Genomic DNA, 13433 nt, shown 5'->3' with positions numbered 1-13433 from the left:
ATAATAGTGACTTTTTAATTAACGACGTGAACGTTTATGTTTCATTGAACGAAATTTTGCTAATTGTTCCTCAGTTAATACACTTTTCATAGCAAATTTACTTTTTGCTTTAGTCAACGCCATCGCAGCAAAAACATCTTGGTTGCCTGCCTGTAATTGCACAAAAGCTTCCTCGTCAAAGTTATCAGCAGACATTAACGTTTTAACTTGCTCTCTAAAAGCTTTCATCGCCGGCTTTAAGACTTCCATCTGCGCTTTCTCTTCGCTTCTCAGTGCTTTAATATCGGCTTGTTGGCTTTCTGACAGATCTAATTTACGACTGAGCTTCGCGAATTTTTTTTCACTCATTTGATGATAACTATTATCGCGCTCACCTTGATAGTTAACACCGTTATGACCTGCGAAGCTGGCAGGAGCTAAAACCAATGCTGAACAAAGTGAAGTGACTACTGCAATATTTTTGAATGTGATTTTCATTTGATAGTTCCTTTTGGGTATATTGTTTTTTAACTAATAATTAAGTTCAGCGTTAGTATATCGAGCCTTTGTGCAAAGCAGTGCAAGACTATGTAAAGCTATGTAAAGTTATTCTCTGCTTCACTATAATCACGTAAACTAGCTGGTAGTTACTACTAAGCAATTGCAAAATTAATTTATTATTTCTAAAAAGCAGCCACTCATATGACACAATCCACAGTGCAAACTAAACACATTTTATTAATTGATGATGATGCTGAACTTGCCGAATTATTAACCGAGTACCTTGATAGTGAAAATTTCAAGGTAACTTCATGTTTAGATGGTGCTAGTGGTTTAGCAAAAGCGTTTGACGATAGTTTCGATTTGATTTTACTCGATGTCATGATGCCAATATTAAATGGCTTTGAGGTATTAAAGGCCCTAGGCGGTAATCATAAAACGCCTATTTTGATGTTAACGGCTAAAGGTGATGATAATGACCGAATTTTGGGGCTTGAATTAGGCGCTGATGACTACTTAGCAAAACCGTTTAAACATCGTGAATTATTAGCACGTATTAAAGCGATATTAAGACGTATCTCCATTGTTAAAAGTCAAAGCACATTAGCAGTAAATGCCCCAACCAAACAACTTACCATTAATCAGGTCAAAGTTAACCAAGCAACCCGTGAAATAACTTGTCGAGAGCGTTTACTTGAATTAACAGGTACCGAATATTTAGTGCTGGTTTATATGATTGAAAATCACAGTAAAATCATCAGTAAAGCTGAAATATCTGAAAAAGTACTACAACGTAAACTCAGCCCATACGATAGAACTGTTGATGTGCACGTGGGCAATGTTCGTAGAAAACTGCTCGTTATTGATCCCGTAGATAAGATGAAAACGGTACGTGGGGCTGGTTATGTCTTTTTACAAGGAGAAGAATAGGTATGTTCAAGTTACCACCGGCATGGTCTAAAAAATTTTCCTTAGGCATTAGCTTAAAGCTATTTTTGGCTTTCTGGCTAGTTATACTTACCTCTGTGCTTATTAGTTACCTCGTTACTATGCAGTTTCGTCATAGTCCTATCCAAGAACAAGCTAACCCACAACAATTAAAACTATTAAAGCAATACACGCAAAAACTAGCAGATAAGGATCAGGTAAGACTTAAAAAGGTACAGGAGAACTTCCGCCGTAAATATCACCAGTATTTACTCATAAAAAAAATAAGTAACAACAAAGTTTATACACCAAGAAAACGAGGCTGGTCAGAAGTAAGAGATTATTTAACAAAGCATCCGCTCGAAAATCCCGTCACTGTTGATTTTGCTTTTACCAAAGTGACGTCTTCTGAGCCCATAATAATTAATGGCGAGCAGTTCCAACTGTTCATTGCCAATGAAGTTCACCGTAAACGTTTAGTGAGTTTGGTCAATCAACTACCTGTTGCTTTGCGTTTATTGATGTTATTAACGATTAGTTTCCTATCATGCTGGTTACTAGCGAAAAGCTTTACTAATCCATTAATAGCCATACAAAAAGCAAGTGAGAGTATAGGCGAAGGCAAATTAGCGACTCGTATAACAAAGTTTGACCAGCGCTCTGACGAGTTTGGTACCCTTGCACGTAGCTTTAATAAAATGGCTGAGCAACTAGAAAATAATATTACTGCGCATCAGCGTTTATTGGGTGATGTGTCTCATGAGCTTAGATCGCCATTAACTCGTTTACAACTTGCCGTTGCCTTAGCTGAAAAAAATATGGGCAATGACGTTGAACAACAAAAACATTTGAACCGCTGTGAAACTGAAGTTGAGCGATTAGATGAAATGATAGCCGATGTGCTTACCCTTTCAAGACTAGAACATAACCAAAATGTTTTTGCTGCTGATGATATTGATCTCAGTACTTTAGTCGCTCAAGTTGTTAATGATTGTCAATACTTTGCGACCAGCAGAAATGTCACTATCGATCTCAAAACTCAAGCTAACTGTGCTCTTTTAGCTGACAGTAAACTGCTGAGCAGTGCGATCAGTAATGTGGTAAATAACGCAGTAAAATATTCGCCAAACGACCAAGTAGTGACAGTTGAATTACGTCAGATAAATGAGCAGATAATATTAAGTGTTTCTGATCAAGGACCTGGTGTACCGAATGAAATGATAGAGAAACTTTTCACTCCTTTTTTTCGTGTAGCCGATGGTAGAGAAAGAAGTAGCGGAGGCACAGGTTTAGGCCTAGCAATAGCCCAACAAGCCATACTATTCCACCAGGGTGACATAGTTGCACAAAATCAAGAATCAAGCGGTCTTAAAGTCATCATTACCCTACCGACTTTATTGAAGCAGAATAAAAGTAATACCTAAGTAACAATGACTAATACCAAGTGCATTAATTTATTGACCACTTAGCGAGAATCAAAAGGTTTAGAAGCAAGGCATTGGTTGAAGAGAATGGTTTTCAGGAGAATATACTCCTGCATTCTCTAATAAGCTGCATCCATGCAGCGTCCTTGTCAAAATCAATAACGCCGCATGTAAGCCTTTACCTTTTATTAGATACTCGCCCTTCGGGAGTTTATTAGCACGCTGATAACATCACAGAATGAATGAAATATAGAATAACTATGTTTAAGTAATTTTACTTGTTCTAAGCTCGCAAATATAACTCTAAGTTGACCAATTAATTAGTGCAATTGGTATAAACGGGTGTGTAGCGCATTAAGTAGGCAACTGGTCGTATTAAGCTGTCATTACCGAAAGATTAAAGATAGCTTTATGGTCTTATACCAAACGGATTAATACCAATAACTACAATAGGAATTGTCATGTTACGTCTAATAACTACTTTATCATTCGCAAGCCTGCTTATTACCGCAAATAGCTTTGCTGCTGAAATCACGCTAACCACCCCTGATAACTTCGCTTTAAAAGCTGATTATTATCCCAGTAACAATGGCGTAAAACCCGCTATTAAGCGTGCCGTGTTGATGCTCCATCAATGCAATTACAACCGCACTATGTATGACAATATTGGTGCTCAGCTAGCTCAACAATCTATCCATGCCTTGAGTCTAGATTTTAGAGGTTTTGGTGAGAGTATAAGTAGCGAATTTAATGTTGCAGACGTTCGGAAATTACCACAAGCAGAACGAGGAAAAGCTTGGTCTAATATGTCATCACACTGGCCTGAAGACGTACAATTAGCTTTTAATTATTTAAAAGAGAAAGTGGGTAACAACGGTAAAGTAGGCATCATCGGTGCTAGTTGCGGAGGAAGCCAAGCTATCAACTTAGCAGAAAAAGAAAGCATCAGTGCGATCAGCTTTTTCTCTTCCTCTCAACGAGATGAAAACATTGCTCGCTACGGCAAAACACTTATTGATACGCCTACCTTAATCATCGCCTCAGAAGATGATGGTAGAACGTTCACCAGTGCTCAACAGTTATTTTCAACCGCGAAAAATCCTAGTAGTAAAATGATATCTTACAAGGGCAGCATGCACGGCTATCCATTACTAGATAGTGATAAGGCATTAGAAACAACCATTGTCACTTGGTTTTCTAGTGAATTGAACAAATAGCCTAGAAACGTTTAGAGTGACGGTAAACACCAGTAATTAACTACGCTTGTGTTTACCAGTGCTGACTGCCTATAGAGCAGTAAACGGAGAAGTAGCAGAGTCCCTAAAGTTGTTTTTATTAACTTGATAGCAGGTAAATATCTTTCCACATTTAATTTTGCTAGATTCAATGACAATATCATCCTCAGCGATGACTTTTTTTATATCAAATGAAGTGTAATTAAACACGTTTTCAAGTGAATCATTTTTCATTCTATTGGCTGTGCTATTTGGCAAGTTTAACCATTGAATTTCGGTCGATGGTTTAGATAACCTTTCTGTAAACTCTTCATCTTTAATAGTTTGAACTGACAATTTACTAATAACTTTATTGACTTTAATATAATGTTCTTTATCAACCTGACCCGTTTTATACAAATAAGCAGCATATTTTTGTGCGAGCAGGTGTTTATCTTCAAGCGCTTTTACCAGCCACTTGTCCGATTCACCTACGTCTTTAATGCCCAGTTCGCCTGTGCCAAAAATAGCCCCTAATAAAAAGGCTGATTCAACATTGCCATTTTTAGCGGCTTTTCTTAAATACTTAATGCCTTTATCCGTATCAATAAAGTCCTCTTCCATTAAATAAAAAATTCCTACTCGATACTGTGCATAAGCAGATTGGTATATTGACGCTTTACGAAAGTATTGAATGGATTTCTCGAGGCTTTTTTTAGTACCATGACCTTGATAATAAAGCTCAGCTAGCATCGACATTGCATCAGCGCTCTTCCCTTTAGCCATAACTTGCCATTTATTGAAATAATCGACACATTGTTTTTCCATGCATTCTTCGACAGGCAGGGCCAAACTTGGTATAGGTGCGGCAGTGAGGGTGAAAATGGTGACAAATAAATATAGCTTGAAGTAAGTAATTGTTATTATTCCGTTAATACAATAAGTGACTTAAAATCATACTATATAAAAAGCGATAGGACTACAATTGGAATTTAATAAATAATAACGTTAAAATCTTTGTTCACTGTTAACAAAAATGGACATCAAACGCTTTTAATTCAACATCGGTGACAACTGTCGTTATGTATCATCTAACATTAGTTACTCGTTATTGAACACACTACTAAAACGTTATTAACAACAGTAAAAGGCCATTGACTAACTTTATAACTCAAATAATTAATAAGGTTTTGTAACCTTAGCTACAAGTTTTATTAAAATTACTATATTCTCAATTAAGGTAATACCTCGTTTAAGTGGCTAACCCTTCAATAAATCAAGGACATCATCAGGCTCACATTATGATAAAAATCACCCATTCAGAAAGTTTTAAAAAGCTATTTTTTACTTTATTTAGCGTGGTTATCCTTTTATTAAGTGTCAATGTGCCAGGTACTTTGGCCGCTAATAATGATGAAGATTACCTCGCGGTTACCACTGAAAACCCCAATATTGACCTTGGCGAATTAGAGTTTTCCCTTACGCCTTTAACTAAAGGTGAATTAACGATAGAGGTAGATGCTTGGTTAGCCATTTTAAAAGCAAGAGCCACTATTGTTAGTGAAGCAGAAATTCTAGTTAGTCAAAAACAAAAAAAGATTTTGGCTGCCCAAGAGATTTCTGATATCAGCACTGAAAGTGCAATCCTACTTGATAAAAGTAAAAACGATAAAGCGGCAGCGAAAGAATTAAAAGAAGATTTGGATGAAATTAAATCGCTTGCCAGAGATATAAAGCACAAAAAAGCAGATAAAGCGGTAGATGAACTATCAAAAACACCTGAATCTCTCAACCAGCTCGCCAAAAAAGCAGACTTGTACAGTCATAAAATGCAAAAAAGGCGCGAGTTGTTAATTAAAAATCTTACTCAATTAAGAGAAAAGAAAAATGATGCGTTAGAGCGTTTTCAATTGGTGCTTAGTAGCTGGGAAAGCAAAGGTGGAGATGGCACTGAGTTGCACCTATATGCCAACGCACTATCAGGTACAAACGTTGATTTAACTGATAGTGATGCAGCTTGGTTAACGATTAAAGGCTGGCTCTTATCCCAAGATGGTGGCTTACGTTGGTTAGCAAATATCATCAAATTCACTTTAGCATTGTTCTTTATATACATACTTTCTAGAACCGCCGGAAAAATAACTGATGCAGCACTTAATCGTAATAGTAATTTATCAACGTTACTAAAATTATTTATCAAAGTATCTGTTCGTCGAGTAATTTTAATTATAGGTTTTATTGTTTCACTGACTTTAATTGAAATAAATGTCGCCCCGGTATTAGCTCTAATTGGTGCCGCAGGTTTAGTGGTTGGTTTAGCGCTACAAGGTACGCTAAGTAACTTTGCCAGCGGCATGCTCATTCTAATTTATCGCCCATTTGATGTCGGTGATATCATTGAAATTGATGGTGTGACTGGAACCGTTCATTCTATGACCTTATTATCTACGTCTATCAAAACATTTGATAACCAACACTTGGTGGTGCCTAACAACAATATCTGGGGTACAACTATTGTTAACGTGACAGGAAGTAGAACACGCCGTGTTGATCTTGTATTTGGCATAGGTTATGGCGATGACATGGTTAAAGCTGAAAAGATTATGCTTGATGTAGTAAGTAGGCATGAACTCATACTCGAGAACCCGGCTCCTGTCGTTAAAGTTAATGAATTAGCTGATTCGTCAGTTAACTTTGTTTGTCGTCCTTGGGTGAAAACAGAAAATTACTTAGATGTTTATTGGGATATTACTCGCCAAGTTAAAGAAGAGTTTGATAAACAAGGTGTTTCAATACCATTCCCACAACGCGATGTACATGTCCATCAGGTTGCTGAAATCACTGAGAAGTAACACCTATCAACTAGGATGAGTTTACATTAGTTACACTAAACCAGTAAGGTGGGTTTAAACCACTGCCTTATTGGTGAGTAACATTAACCACTGTAAGCTTTACTTGATAGAAAATATCTAAGAAGTAGATTCTAATAAATTGCGGTGATTTCCTACCAAAGAGTTAGTTCAGCCAATTATCATTTTAGATGGCAGCACTGCAAAAAAATTAGGAATATTCGAATTGAGCTTTTAACTTATATTGTCATGGTCAAGGTATTTGGGATCTTCAACTTGAATATGATTTACTAACCAATCATTTAAAAAGTAAAGTAACTCCAAAGAAATAGTACCTATTCTTAATGATTGCTGCTTTATTTTATCAAGCTCATCGATAAAAAATTGATGCTCACTTTTATGCTGTTCAATCCCCCCTTGAGATAACGTAGTAAAGTATTGCTCTTCTTCATCGAAGTGGTATTTTGTGTAGTCTTGAAGCTCATCAAATAGAGGCATAATAACGTCTATGTCACTGTCTTCTTCAGAAGCGACATAAATCTTATTCATTATGTCAAAGAGCTGTTTGTGTTGGGTATCTATCATATCAATACCAATAGAATAACTATCCTGCCATATTACCTGTGTCATGCTGCTTCCAATAATGTCTTTGAGCACATTATATACAACTAGATAAATACTTAAATTAACGTTCACTACGTTTTTGATTTAAGTCAATGTTTTAGGAGGAATTTGAAAGTGTTGATTTAAATCAGCGTTAACTTTTAGTTTGTATGTATACTAAAATACTTAATTAATTATGAAATATTTACAGTCTTTATGAAAACATTTATTTGGAATAGTAATTACGAAACAGGTGTTGCTAAAGTTGATGATCAACACCAATGTCTCGTCGAAATAATTAATGAATATAGTCACTTATTAGCAAACAATACAACAACCGAAACGGATATCGAACTAACACTGAATAAGCTCATTGATTACACCAAATTTCATTTTAAGGATGAGGAACAGTTGATGCGCAGTGTGGGTTTAGATACTCGTCACATCACGCATCACGAAAAATTACACCGTGATATTCTTGATGAAATATCTACCTTATTGTCTGATCAAGTGACGGATAAGTTATCTATCGCACGCTACATTTTAGACCTTATTATACACTGGCTTGTTTATCATATTCTGGGCACAGATATGAATATGGCAAAACAAATGAACGCAATACAAGGAGGGCTCTCAGCACGCGATGCTTATGACTTTGAAGAAAGGATTAAAGACAAGTCTACAGAGCCATTACTTGAAGCACTTAATGCACTATTTATTCAAATCTCCGAAAGAAACAAAGATTTAATGGAGCTTAATAAAACCCTTGAAGCCAAAGTTATTTCACGCACCCAACAATTAAGTGAGCGTAATAAGGAGTTAGCGATATTATCATTAACGGATCCTCTCACCAACATGGCAAACCGTCGTCATGCTATGCAACAGTTAACCTTGTTATGGGAAGAGTCAGTAAATAATAATTTACCACTTAGCTGCTTGATGATAGATATTGATTACTTTAAGCAAATTAACGACACCCATGGTCATGATATAGGCGATGTGGTGTTAATTGAATTAGCCAGAGTATTTCAACATGCGATAAGAACGGACGATATTGCTTGTCGTTTAGGTGGCGATGAATTTTTTATAATTTGTCCCGCTACGGAGCTCGAAGGTGGTTTGCTTATTGCTGAATTAATAAATGAACAAGTAGAGTCGCTAAGTATTGATATATCTGACAGCCAACTTTCACTAAGCACCAGTATAGGCGTTGCAACAAAAACCGCACAAATGACAAGTATTGAAGATCTGATGAAAGCTGCTGATGATGGGGTTTATTCTGCTAAATCAAATGGCCGTGGTTGTGCTAAAAGTATTCAATAATTAGTATTTTAAACGTCCAAACTTAAAGCCTATTAACTTAAAACCTACTGATTACCATATTCAAAGTCAGTTAAGTACTGAGGAAGTAACTCAGGTGCTAATGGCTTTGAAAAGTAATAACCTTGGATATAATCACAACCTAATGAGACAAGAATATCAACTTCTTGTTTTAATTCGACACCTTCGGCAACAACAGAGATACCAAGTGCTTTAGCCATTGAAATAATAGCTGACACAAGCACTTTATCACCTTCTACTTTTGTCATTTCAGAAATAAAACCTCTATCTATTTTTAAAGTGTCGATTGGGAATCTACGTAAATAATTTAAGGATGAATAGCCAGTACCAAAGTCATCTAATGCGATGGTACAACCCGCGTTTTGCAGTTTATTGAGTAAAGTTATGCATCTATCATTTTCAGGCGCAAGAACACTTTCAGTTAACTCAAAACATATGCTTTCAGGGTTAAGGTCATATTTTTTTATCGTATCAAGCCATGAAATATCATTCAGACCAGAAGTGAATTCATAGATAGATCGGTTTACATTAAAAACGATATCACTAAAGCCCATTTTTCTGAGCTTGCATAATTCGGTACAGGCTAGATTTAAAACCAAGTCTCCTATTTTCGATATCAAACCAAACTTTTCGGCTGTCGGAATAAAATCTACAGGAGAAACCCATTTGCCATGCATATTCCATCGAATTAGGACTTCAAATTTAGTAACCGATTTATTTTTCAGTGATACGATAGGTTGGTAAACCACACAAAAGTCATTATTTTCAATAGCGGACTCTAGCGATAGCTTTAATTGTTCTTCTTTATTTGCTTTATCAGATAGCAGTTGACTATAAAATTCATAAGAATTTCGGCCATTGTCTTTAGCAGCAAACATAGCTTGTTCTGCTTTTTCAAATAACCGATGTACATCCTGTGTATCTTGTCTAAAGCAAGCAACACCGATACTCAATGTTATTTTTATATTAATACCTTCTATGACAAAGGGTTTTAAGAATGCATGCGTCACTTTGTCGATAAAATAAACTATCGAATCCTGATTAGTTATGTGGTTAATAAATAATGCAAAATTATCGCCACTAGTACGCGCTACAATATCGCTTGATCTAATCAATGACTGGAGCCTACTAGATACTTGCATAAGTACTTCATCACCGAATGCATGACTATAAAGACTATTAAACTTATTAAAAAAATCAATATCTATAACGAGTAAGGCCGCAGGAGTAGTACATTCAAGCTGATTTGAGTATTGTATTATTGACCGTTCGATAAAGGTGAATAATGTTTTTTTATTGGCTGTTTTGGTTAAATCGTCATATGAATCTTGAAATTTTATTTTTTCTTTCGCTATATATTGCTCTGTGATATCAGAAAAAAAAGCGGTGTAATGTGTCAATTCATTAGACTCATCTACAATAGCAGTAATAGAAAGCCATTCTAAATATTCACTACCATTTTTACATTTATTCCAAATCTCACCTTGCCAGTGACCATTTTATTGATGTCTGCCCACATGGTCTGATAAAAGGCTTTAGTTTGCTTTCCAGAATTTAAAATTTTGGGTGTTTTGCCATGCAAATCAGCTTGTGTGTACCCAGTCATACGCGTAAATGACGGGTTAATATAAGTTATAAATTTGTCTTTATCGCACACCATGATAGCTTCGTGAGTATTAGCAATGATATTATTAGAAAATTCTATTTTTTTTAAGTAGCTACTTTTATGTATTTCTTTCTCTATCAAACCAGAAAAAAGCATAAAGAGTGTTTCCACTTCCAGAACATTACTAATATTATCTTCAAACAAAGCGACCAAAATTGCACTAACTTGCCCTTTACTCGTTTTTAAAGGAATGCCTACATAACCATCAATTTTCATATCTTTGAGTAAGAGGTCATCTGGATACAGATGTTGAATATTACAACGATGGGTACAAATAGATTCATTAGAAACTTCAGCACAGGGAGAAGATTTAAGTGCATAAGTAAAGTTGTCAACTATGCAACCTCTATTAGCGACAGCAATAGAGGTTGCATTGGTTTTGGAGTCATCAATACTCGCTATAAAAACAAAATCTGCATCAATGGCACGACTTAGTGACAAACAAATTTCATCAAAAAAATTATCACTATTGATGTCTGAAATGCTTTTTACGATACTTGTTATTCGATGAACATTCATAAATATCTTTCACTCAGATAAGTTTTTTATAAGAGAACTATATTAAGGATATTTTATTTAGAAAGCCCTTTTCCACCGATGGCTAAATCCTTTTTTATACAATATAACAAGTTAGTTCAGTTATTAATATGATGGGTGTCAACAAACAATCGTTTAAATGAACGTTGAAATGCCCATCTAGGTTTAGATGTATGCTTTACTGATGAGTGGGGATTGAGCTAAGTAATTTGGAAGTAGCAATATAACTTGTCTTTTTTGTGACAGAGTTATGTGGCAGAATTTTTACCGTAGTTAAGAACGAAAAAGCCCCTGTAAAACAGAGGCTTATCTATAGAATATGGCGGTGAGCGAGAGATTCGAACTCTCGAAAGGGATAAACCTTTACACGCTTTCCAGGCGTGCGCCTTCAGCCACTCGGCCAGCTCACCAAATTTTGTATGATATTTAAAATGTTATCTTCATCATTGCTTCCAATTCAGTACTCAGTTGATATACACGTTATACATGTAAAATCACCATACTAACCATTAAGCTAGGTACCTTAACGTCAACAGGCGCTATGGTAGAAAAAAAGCCTTGCTGGTGCAAGGCTATTTTAATTTTATCGTTAAAAAATGGTTTAAGTGCTGTTTATTTATTCATAAATATTAAAAATGAATGAATTACACGACAAAGCTAGGCATTACCTTTTACTTTTAATTTATTTTCTGCGGCAAAGTTAAGCATTCTATTTAAAGGAATTAAGGCCTGTGCAGCTAGATTTTCATCAACGTTGATTTCTTTACCAACAGGGCTGACTAACGCATCATGAATCGATTTAAGACCATTCATTGCCATCCAAGGGCAACTAGCGCAACTTCTACAGGTTGCACCGTTACCGCCTGTAGGAGCGGCTACAAAGGTCTTTCCAGGGTTAGCTTGTTCCATCTTATAAAAGATACCTTTATCCGTTGCGACGATAAAGTGGGTATTAGGCATGTCTTGGCTTGCTTTAATTAGCTGGCTGGTTGAGCCTACAGCATCGGCCATTTCAACAACGTTAGCAGGTGACTCTGGGTGAACAAGTACTGCTGCCTCGGGGTATTGTAGCTTGAGATCACGAAGTGCATTTGCTTTGAATTCATCATGAACGATACAAGCGCCCTGCCACATCAGCATTTTGGCACCTGTTTCTTTTTCGATGTATGAACCCAAGTGACGATCTGGCCCCCATAGAATAGGCTTACCTTCACTCTCAAGCATATCAACTATTTCTAGTGCAATACTCGATGTTACCACCCAATCAGCCCTAGCTTTAACTGCTGCTGAGGTATTTGCATAAACAACAACCGTATGGTCTGGATGCTCATCACAAAAAGCAGAAAACTCTTCAATAGGACAACCTAAGTCTAACGAACAGGTCGCTTCAAGCTCAGGCATTAAAACAGTTTTTTCTGGTGTTAAAATTTTAGCCGTTTCGCCCATAAACTTCACACCAGCAACAATTAAGGTCTCTGCCGAGTGCTGTTTACCAAAACGAGCCATCTCTAGAGAATCAGCGACACAACCACCGGTTTCTTCCGCAAGAGCTTGAATCTCAGGGTCAGTATAATAATGCGCAACCAATACGGCATTCTTTTCAATTAAGAGCAGTTTAATTTTCTCTATGTATTGTGCCTTTTCATCATTGGCTAAAGGTTTTGGTTTGGCTGGAAATTGAAAATCAAAATCTACCGCAGTATTACTTATACTCATGGATTCTCTCTAATTCAGGACACGTAAAAACGCGGTAATTATAAGGGAAAGTAATACTAATGTGTAGTGGAGAATGGTCAGCTTAAACGGTTAAACGCTTTGGTTATGAGTTATGTGAATCTTAAAGGGTATTTAGAATAGTTATTGAATTACTGATTGAATTAAAAGTGGATAGCTGTGCAGGGTTTGAGGCTTGGCTTTAATTCTAAGAAGTTATATCACTGTAGAAATTTATGATAAGGCTTATCATTATTCTTTAAATTAGAAGTGGTCGGCCGTGGAGGATTTGAAGCTTTGAATCAATTGGACTTAAACGGTTAAAAGCCTTGGCTTTAATTCTAAGAAGTTATATCTCTGTAGAAATTTATGATGAGGCTTATCATTATTCTTTAAATTAGGAGTGGTCGGCCGTGAAGGATTTGAACCTTCGACAAATTGGTTAAAAGCCAACTGCTCTGCCAACTGAGCTAAGGGCCGTTCCTAATTATAACTAAATGATAAATGTTCTTGAATTGGTCAGCCGTGAAGAATTTGAAGCTTTGAATAAATTTAGCTTAAACGTTTAAAAGCCTTGGATTTAATTCTAAGAAGTTATATCACTGTAGAAATATGATGAGGCTTATCGTTATTCTTTAAATTAGGAGTGGTCGGCCGTGAAGGATTTGAAGCTTTGAAT

The 13433-nt window shown here is 36.2% G+C and carries 11 protein-coding genes and 2 tRNA genes; 5 read left to right on the top strand and 8 right to left on the bottom strand.

Features of this window, described 5'->3' with window-relative positions:
- Positions 1 to 18 precede the first annotated feature (18 nt).
- The gene (locus CXF79_RS02390) at positions 19 to 477 is read right to left on the bottom strand and encodes a Spy/CpxP family protein refolding chaperone (protein ID WP_011042576.1); all 459 of its coding nucleotides are present in this window, start codon (positions 475 to 477) and stop codon (positions 19 to 21) included.
- Positions 478 to 681: 204 nt separating this feature from the next.
- Between CXF79_RS02390 and CXF79_RS02385 the strand changes: the two genes are divergently transcribed.
- The 3 genes from CXF79_RS02385 to CXF79_RS02375 all read left to right on the top strand — a co-directional run bounded on the left by CXF79_RS02385 (position 682) and on the right by CXF79_RS02375 (position 4048).
- A complete protein-coding gene (locus CXF79_RS02385) occupies positions 682 to 1410 on the top strand; it encodes a response regulator transcription factor (RefSeq protein ID WP_101153758.1) in 729 nt (242 codons plus the stop codon).
- A gap of 2 nt (positions 1411 to 1412) precedes the next feature.
- Positions 1413 to 2831, top strand: a complete 1419-nt coding sequence (locus CXF79_RS02380) for an ATP-binding protein (protein ID WP_101153756.1) — start codon at positions 1413 to 1415, stop codon at positions 2829 to 2831.
- Between the two features lie 461 nt (positions 2832 to 3292).
- A complete protein-coding gene (locus CXF79_RS02375; protein WP_101153754.1) occupies positions 3293 to 4048 on the top strand; it encodes a dienelactone hydrolase family protein in 756 nt (251 codons plus the stop codon).
- A 69-nt stretch (positions 4049 to 4117) separates the two neighbouring features.
- On the opposite strand, the gene CXF79_RS02370 is transcribed toward CXF79_RS02375, so the two are convergent.
- Entirely contained in the window at positions 4118 to 4873 is a 756-nt protein-coding gene (locus CXF79_RS02370; RefSeq protein WP_101153752.1) for a tetratricopeptide repeat protein, read from the bottom strand.
- 473 nt (positions 4874 to 5346) lie between these two features.
- Here CXF79_RS02370 and CXF79_RS02365 point away from each other — a divergent pair, with 473 nt between their 5' ends.
- The gene (locus CXF79_RS02365; RefSeq protein WP_198560017.1) at positions 5347 to 6897 is read left to right on the top strand and encodes a mechanosensitive ion channel domain-containing protein; all 1551 of its coding nucleotides are present in this window, start codon (positions 5347 to 5349) and stop codon (positions 6895 to 6897) included.
- A gap of 231 nt (positions 6898 to 7128) precedes the next feature.
- Here CXF79_RS02365 and CXF79_RS02360 read toward each other — a convergent pair whose 3' ends face one another.
- A complete protein-coding gene (locus CXF79_RS02360; RefSeq protein ID WP_101153747.1) occupies positions 7129 to 7524 on the bottom strand; it encodes a bacteriohemerythrin in 396 nt (131 codons plus the stop codon).
- 189 nt (positions 7525 to 7713) lie between these two features.
- Between CXF79_RS02360 and CXF79_RS02355 the strand changes: the two genes are divergently transcribed.
- Positions 7714 to 8820 carry a GGDEF domain-containing protein gene (locus CXF79_RS02355; protein WP_101153745.1) on the top strand — a complete coding sequence of 369 codons (1107 nt, stop codon included), beginning with the start codon at positions 7714 to 7716 and terminating at the stop codon, positions 8818 to 8820.
- Between the two features lie 44 nt (positions 8821 to 8864).
- Here the strand turns inward: CXF79_RS02355 and CXF79_RS23470 are convergent, their stop codons facing one another.
- The 5 genes from CXF79_RS23470 to CXF79_RS02335 all read right to left on the bottom strand — a co-directional run bounded on the left by CXF79_RS23470 (position 8865) and on the right by CXF79_RS02335 (position 13234).
- Positions 8865 to 10238 carry a putative bifunctional diguanylate cyclase/phosphodiesterase gene (locus CXF79_RS23470; protein ID WP_198560016.1) on the bottom strand — a complete coding sequence of 458 codons (1374 nt, stop codon included), beginning with the start codon at positions 10236 to 10238 and terminating at the stop codon, positions 8865 to 8867.
- A 41-nt stretch (positions 10239 to 10279) separates the two neighbouring features.
- A complete protein-coding gene (locus CXF79_RS23465) occupies positions 10280 to 11023 on the bottom strand; it encodes a PAS domain-containing protein (protein ID WP_198560015.1) in 744 nt (247 codons plus the stop codon).
- Between the two features lie 338 nt (positions 11024 to 11361).
- Positions 11362 to 11451: transfer RNA gene (locus CXF79_RS02345), tRNA-Ser, on the bottom strand.
- 247 nt (positions 11452 to 11698) lie between these two features.
- Positions 11699 to 12757: a quinolinate synthase NadA gene (nadA, locus tag CXF79_RS02340; RefSeq protein ID WP_011042566.1), complete on the bottom strand. Its 1059-nt coding sequence runs from the start codon at positions 12755 to 12757 to the stop codon at positions 11699 to 11701.
- 401 nt (positions 12758 to 13158) lie between these two features.
- Positions 13159 to 13234 (bottom strand) — tRNA-Lys (locus CXF79_RS02335).
- Between the last annotated feature and the right edge of the window lie 199 nt (positions 13235 to 13433).

It is taken from the genome of Colwellia sp. Bg11-28 (assembly GCF_002836245.1).
In the GTDB taxonomy this organism is placed as follows: Bacteria; Pseudomonadota; Gammaproteobacteria; order Enterobacterales; family Alteromonadaceae; genus Colwellia; species Colwellia psychrerythraea_A.
Note: the sequence above shows the minus strand (reverse complement) of the source record. Positions and strands in the feature narration are given on the sequence as shown.